This window comes from Sphingomonas bacterium (assembly GCF_903643035.1).
In the GTDB taxonomy this organism is placed as follows: Bacteria; Pseudomonadota; Alphaproteobacteria; order Sphingomonadales; family Sphingomonadaceae; genus Sphingomonas.
The window spans coordinates 1-5398 of the sequence record NZ_CAHJWW010000188.1; the positions used below are offsets into that span (position 1 = coordinate 1).

Annotated in this window: 7 protein-coding genes; 6 read left to right on the plus strand and 1 reads right to left on the minus strand. The window is 70.6% G+C overall.

The window, feature by feature from the left end:
• The 6 genes from HUV01_RS11480 to HUV01_RS11505 all read left to right on the plus strand — a co-directional run.
• On the plus strand, positions 1–1139 hold a 1139-nt coding region (locus tag HUV01_RS11480), incomplete at its 5' end, for a HAMP domain-containing sensor histidine kinase (RefSeq protein WP_174298382.1).
• Positions 1136–1546, plus strand: coding sequence for an HPr kinase/phosphorylase (locus HUV01_RS11485; protein WP_174298383.1), 411 nt, complete (start codon positions 1136–1138; stop codon positions 1544–1546). The genes HUV01_RS11480 and HUV01_RS11485, both read left to right, overlap by 4 nt.
• The gene (gene rapZ, locus HUV01_RS11490; RefSeq protein WP_174298384.1) at positions 1543–2457 is read left to right on the plus strand and encodes an RNase adapter RapZ; all 915 of its coding nucleotides are present in this window, start codon (positions 1543–1545) and stop codon (positions 2455–2457) included. The genes HUV01_RS11485 and rapZ overlap by 4 nt, the downstream gene beginning before the upstream one ends.
• Before the next feature lie 19 nt (positions 2458–2476).
• On the plus strand, positions 2477–2884 hold the full coding sequence (locus HUV01_RS11495; RefSeq protein WP_174298387.1) for a PTS sugar transporter subunit IIA: 408 nt from the start codon (positions 2477–2479) through the stop codon (positions 2882–2884).
• Positions 2881–3168 carry an HPr family phosphocarrier protein gene (locus HUV01_RS11500; protein ID WP_174298385.1) on the plus strand — a complete coding sequence of 96 codons (288 nt, stop codon included), beginning with the start codon at positions 2881–2883 and terminating at the stop codon, positions 3166–3168. Before HUV01_RS11495 ends, HUV01_RS11500 begins: the two co-directional genes overlap by 4 nt.
• A 20-nt stretch (positions 3169–3188) precedes the next feature.
• Positions 3189–3983: a TrmH family RNA methyltransferase gene (locus tag HUV01_RS11505; protein WP_174298386.1), complete on the plus strand. Its 795-nt coding sequence runs from the start codon at positions 3189–3191 to the stop codon at positions 3981–3983.
• A 73-nt stretch (positions 3984–4056) separates the two neighbouring features.
• Here the strand turns inward: HUV01_RS11505 and HUV01_RS11510 are convergent.
• A partial coding sequence (locus tag HUV01_RS11510) for a DNA recombination protein RmuC (RefSeq protein ID WP_254606588.1) occupies positions 4057–5398 on the minus strand: 1342 nt, incomplete at its 5' end.

The window sequence follows — 5398 nt, forward strand, 5'->3', positions numbered from 1 at the left end:
CCGCGCCCCGCCCGCCGCTGTATCGCGAGCACACGGCCGGCCGCGACTGGCCGGACGTGCGCATGGCCGCGCGGACGGGGGGACGAGCGGCGAGCGTCTGGCGGGCGCCGGACCGAACGCCCGTCCTGACCGCCGCCTCGCCGATCGGCGACGGCGTGGTCGTGATGACGACCACCAACGCCCGCGACATCACCACGACGGTGCGCAACGAGCGGTTCCGGCTCGGTGTCGTGCTGCTGATCGTGACGCTCGTCTCGATCCTGCTGTCGCTGTTCCTCGCCCGTACCATCGTGCGCCCACTCCGCCGGCTGGCGCGCGCGGCCATCCGCGTCAGGCGGGGCCGTGCGCGCGAGGTGGTGGTGCCTCGCCTGCCCGACCGGCGCGACGAGATCGGCAGCTTGGCGCGGGCGCTCTCGGACATGAGCCTCGCGCTGCGTGCCCGGATCGATGCGACCGAAGCGTTCGCCGCCGACGTGACGCACGAACTGAAGAACCCGCTCGCATCGCTCCGATCGGCGGTCGAGGGGCTGTCGACGGTCAGGGACCCCGTGCTGCAGGATCGGCTGATGACGATCGTTCGAGAGGACGTGCACCGGCTCGATCGCCTCATCACCGACATCTCGGAAGCGTCGCGGCTGGACGCGCAGCTCAGCCGCGCCAAGTTCGAGCCGATCGACGTCGACCTTATGCTTGGCGGCCTGCTCGCCCAGCGGCTGCAGCGGGGCGTCGAGCGCGGTGTGCGGGTCCACTTCGATCACCGGCCTGACGAGCGGCTGGTCGTGGCCGGCGAAGGCGCGCGGCTGGAACGGGTGTTCGAGAACCTGATAGACAATGCGATCTCCTTCTCGCCAGACAGCGGCCTGGTGACGATTGCCGTTCGGCTTACCGACGACGCGGCCGAGATCCGTGTGGAGGACGAGGGGCCGGGCGTACCGGGAGAAGCGCGCGAGGCCGTGTTCCGCCGCTTCCAGTCGATCCGCCCGGAAACCGAGGCGTTCGGCCGGCACTCCGGCCTGGGGCTCGCGATCGCCCGGGCCATCGTCGACGGGCATGGCGGCACGATCGTCGTCGAGGAACGCGAGGACCGGCTGAGCGGCGCCCGCTTCGTGGTCCGGCTTCCACTGGCGGAGACGTCATGAGCGATGATCCGGTTCATGCGACCACCGTCGCGATCCGCGGGCGCGGCGTGCTGATCGAGGGGCCTTCCGGCGCAGGCAAATCGGACCTCGCGCTGCGGCTGATCGATCGCGGCGCGGTGCTGGTGAGCGACGACTACACCGCGCTCGCGCCACGCGGCGGGACCCTGTATGCGCTGGCCCCCGCCACCATCGCGGGGAAGCTGGAGGTACGCGGCGTGGGTATCGTCGAGATGACCGATGCAGGCCCGGTCCCGGTCGCGCTGGCGGTACGACTGGGCGAACCCGAACGGATGCCGCGAGCCGCGACGCTGCTGCTGGCCGGCGTGGCGGTCCCGGTCGTGACGCTCCGTCCGTTCGAGGCATCGACCCCGATCAAGGTGGAACTCGCGCTGGCGCGTCTCGCATGACCGATCGGCCGCAGGAGGTATTGCTCGTCACCGGCCTGTCGGGGGCTGGCAAGTCGACGGTCCTCAAGACGCTGGAGGACATGGGTTGGGAGACGGTGGACAACCTGCCGCTGCCGCTGCTCGTCCGGCTGCTCGATGCGCCGATGCCGGAGGGGACGAGCGGGTCGCAGCCGCTGGCGGTCGGGTTCGGAGCGCGCACGCGCGATCTCGTGCCCGAGCGGATCATCGCCCGGATGGAGGCGCTGCGAGCCGCCCATGGCCGGGATGTCGGCCTGTTGTTCCTCGACTGTTCGGACGCCGAGCTCGAACGTCGCTATTCGGAGACGCGGCGACGGCACCCGCTGGCACTCGATCGCCCCGCCCGCGACGGCATCACCCGAGAACGCGAGTTGCTGGCGCCTTTGCGGGACTGGGCCAATCGATTGATCGACACCACCGACCTTGGGTCGAACGAGCTTGCCGGCGAGATCCGCGGGACGTTCGGGCACGAGGGGCTGGGCGAGACGACGCTTCAGGTGCTGTCGTTCGGCTTCTCGCGCGGGCTTCCCCGCAACGCCGATCTCGTCTTCGACATGCGTTTCCTGCGCAACCCGCACTGGGTGGCGGAGCTTCGGCCGCACACCGGCCTCGATCCCGACGTCGCCGCCTACATCGCCGCCGATCCAGCCTATGAGGAGGCCGTCGGGCGGATCGAGGAGCTGGTCGGGCTGCTCGTGCCGCGCTACCGGGCGGAGGGAAAGGCGTATGTCACCGTCGCGATCGGCTGTACCGGAGGGAAACACCGGTCGGTCCATGTCGCGCAGCGCGTGGCGGGGTGGTTGCGCGAGCGCGGGTTTTCGCCCACGATCGTTCATCGGGACATGGCGACCGCCCCACAGGACTCGTTTCAGAGCCCGCCGGCACGCCGATGAATGGGACATGGCTTCAGGCATGATCGGGCTGGTTCTGGTGACGCACGGCCGGCTCGCCGTCGAGTTCGTGACCGCGATGGAGCATGTCGTCGGCAAGCAGGAACGCGTGGCGACCGTCGCCATCGGGCCGGAGGACGACATGGAACAGCGTCGCGCCGACATCGCCGCCGCGATCCGGGACGTGGATGCCGGGCGCGGCGTGATCCTGCTGACCGACCTGTTCGGAGGCACGCCGTCCAACCTCGCCATCTCGCTGATGGAGCGTGGGCGGGTGGAGGTGATCGCGGGCATCAACCTGCCGATGCTGATCCGTCTCGAGTCGGCGCGCAAGGCGATGGGCGTCGCCGCCGCCGTCGCCGCCGCGCGCGAGGCGGGACGCAAATATATATCGGTCGCGTCCGAGGTGCTGGGCGAGACGGCCGCGTGACCGCGCCGCCAGACCGGGTCGCGCGTACCGTGCTGATCGCCAACCGGCGCGGGCTCCACGCGCGCGCGTCGGCGAAGTTCGTCACCCTCGCCGCCAGCCAGCCCGTCGACGTGGCGGTGGAGAAGGAAGGCGCGGGCTCCGTCACCGGCACCTCGATCATGGGGCTGATGATGCTGGGCGCCGCGATGGGCGACACCATCACGATCAGCGCCGAGGGCGAGGGCGCACAGGCGGCGGTGGGCGCGCTCAGCGAGCTGGTCGAGGCCAAGTTCGGCGAGGATTGAGCCTTTCCGTCCGCGCACCCATGCCCCGCACGATCACCGCCTTTTCCAATCCGCTGATCCGCGAGGTGCGCGACCTGCGCGACAAGCGGCACCGTCGCGAGCAGCGGCGGTTCCTGGCCGAAGGGCTGCGCATCCTGACGGAGGCGCGCGAGACCGGCCGGCTGCCGCGGCTGCTGTTCCATGTCGCGGGCACGGCGCACCCGCTCCTCGCCGCGCTCGTGCGCGCGGTGGAGGCCGACGGCGGCGAGGCGATCGAGACCACCGCGGACATCTTGTCGAAACTGTCGGGCAAGGACAATCCGCAGACGGTCGTCGGCGTGTTCGACGAGCTGCCGACCGATCTTGCCCCGCTCGACCGGTCGCGATCGGGCATCTGGCTGGTGGCGGAGCGGCTGCGCGATCCGGGCAATCTCGGCACGATCCTGCGCACCGGCGATGCGATCGGCGCGGGCGGACTGGTCCTGATCGGCGAGTGCGTCGATCCGTTCAGCGTCGAGGCGGTGCGCGCGAGCATGGGGGCGATCTTCACCGTTCCGATCGCGCGCGCGGGATGGGACGATTTCCTGACGTGGCTGCGCGCGGGACCGGGGCAGCTGGTGGGTCTGAGCCTCGCAACCGACACGGACTATCGCGCCGCGTCCTACGCCGCGCCCACCTTCCTGCTGACCGGCAACGAGGCGCAGGGCCTGCCCCCCGACTATGCCGCCGCCTGCGACCTGCTGGTGAGGATCCCGATGCTCGGCAAGGCGGACAGCCTGAACGCGGCGGTCGCGACCGCGGTGATAGGCTATGAGGTGCTGGCGCGGCAGGGGTAAGGCGCCGGGCACAGGCCCGACAGGCTCGGGGCGAGCGGATGCGGGGGTTGGGCTCGGGGAAACGAGCCGGGCGTCACTCGGCCGCCGTCAGCTTCGTCAAAGGGCGGATGGCGCTTTCCACGACCGGGGGCACCTCGATCACCTTGCCGCCGGTATCGATGTTGAGCGCCTCGAACCGGCGGGCGCTGGTCAGCACGTTGCTTTCCAGGCTGCCGACGAACGAGCCATAGGCGGACACGGCGCTTTCGAGGTTCTTGCCCAGCCGGTTGACGTGGCCGCCCATTACCGACAGCCGCGCGTACAGCTCCTTGCCCAGCCCGGCGATCTCGCGCGCCTGGTCGGCCAGCTTCTCCTGCCGCCACACCGCGGAGACGGTGCGCGCGATCGCGATCAGGTTCGTCGGCGTCGCCAGCAGCACCCGCCGGTCGAACGCGAAATCCCATAGCGTGGGATCATGCTCCAGCGCAGCGGACAGGAAGTGCTCGCCGGGCACGAACATCACGACATATTCGGGCGAGTCCTCGAACTGCGTCCAGTAGCTCTTGGAGCCGAGCCCGTTGACGTGCGCGCGCATGGAGGCGGCGTGGGCAGCAAGGCCCGTATGCCGCTCGCGCTCGTCCACCGCGCCGAACGCGTCCTGATAGGCGTTGAGCGACACCTTGGCGTCGATGATGAGCGACTTGCCGCCGGGCACCTTGACGACCGCGTCCGGTCGCAACCGCCCGCCCTCGCCGTCCGCGACGCTCACCTCCATCCGGAAGTCGGTATGCTCCGCCAGCCCACACGTCTCCAGCACGTTGCGCAGCTGCTGCTCGCCCCAGCGGCCGCGCGACTTGGGCGCGTTGCGCAGCGAGTTGACGAGCTTGGCCGCCTCGCTCGATACCTTCTCCTGCCCGATCCGCATCGAGTCGATCAGGCCGGCGAGGTTCCCGAACGCGTCGCGCCGTTCCGCCTCCACCTTCGCCACCCCCTCCTCATAGCGTTGCAATCGCTCGTTCACCGGCTGGAGCAGCGCCTTGAGACCCGCCCCCGCGGTCTCCTCGGACTGGCGGAAGCGCGCGTCGGCGCGTTCGAGGAACTGGCGCTGCGCATCGCCGAGCAACTTGTTCGCGACCTCCCCGAACTGGCCCGCCAACACCTCCTTCGCCTCGCGCAGCTCGATCAGCCGGGCGTCGGCCGCCTCGACCTGCGCCGCGAGCCGCGCGTCGAACGCATCGGCCTGCAACGCCATGCGTTCGTCGAAACCGGCCACCACCGATTCCAGCCGCGCGACCTGCGTGCGCGCATGTTCCCGCTCGTCGCGCGCGCCGTCCAGGTCCAGCCGCAACCGGTCGGCGAGCCCCGCGCGCTGCTCGGCGGCGGCGAGCCCAGTGATCGCGCGGTGGAAATCACCCTCGCGTGCAGCGCGCTCCGCC

Bases quoted from the DNA above. Each gene is read 5' to 3' on its own strand.
- HUV01_RS11485 (WP_174298383.1), top strand. From the start codon at position 1,136: ATGAGCGATGATCCGGTTCATGCGACCACCGTCGCGATCCGCGGGCGC.
- rapZ (WP_174298384.1), top strand. From the start codon at position 1,543: ATGACCGATCGGCCGCAGGAGGTATTGCTCGTCACCGGCCTGTCGGGG.
- HUV01_RS11495 (WP_174298387.1), top strand. From the start codon at position 2,477: ATGATCGGGCTGGTTCTGGTGACGCACGGCCGGCTCGCCGTCGAGTTC.
- HUV01_RS11505 (WP_174298386.1), top strand. From the start codon at position 3,189: ATGCCCCGCACGATCACCGCCTTTTCCAATCCGCTGATCCGCGAGGTG.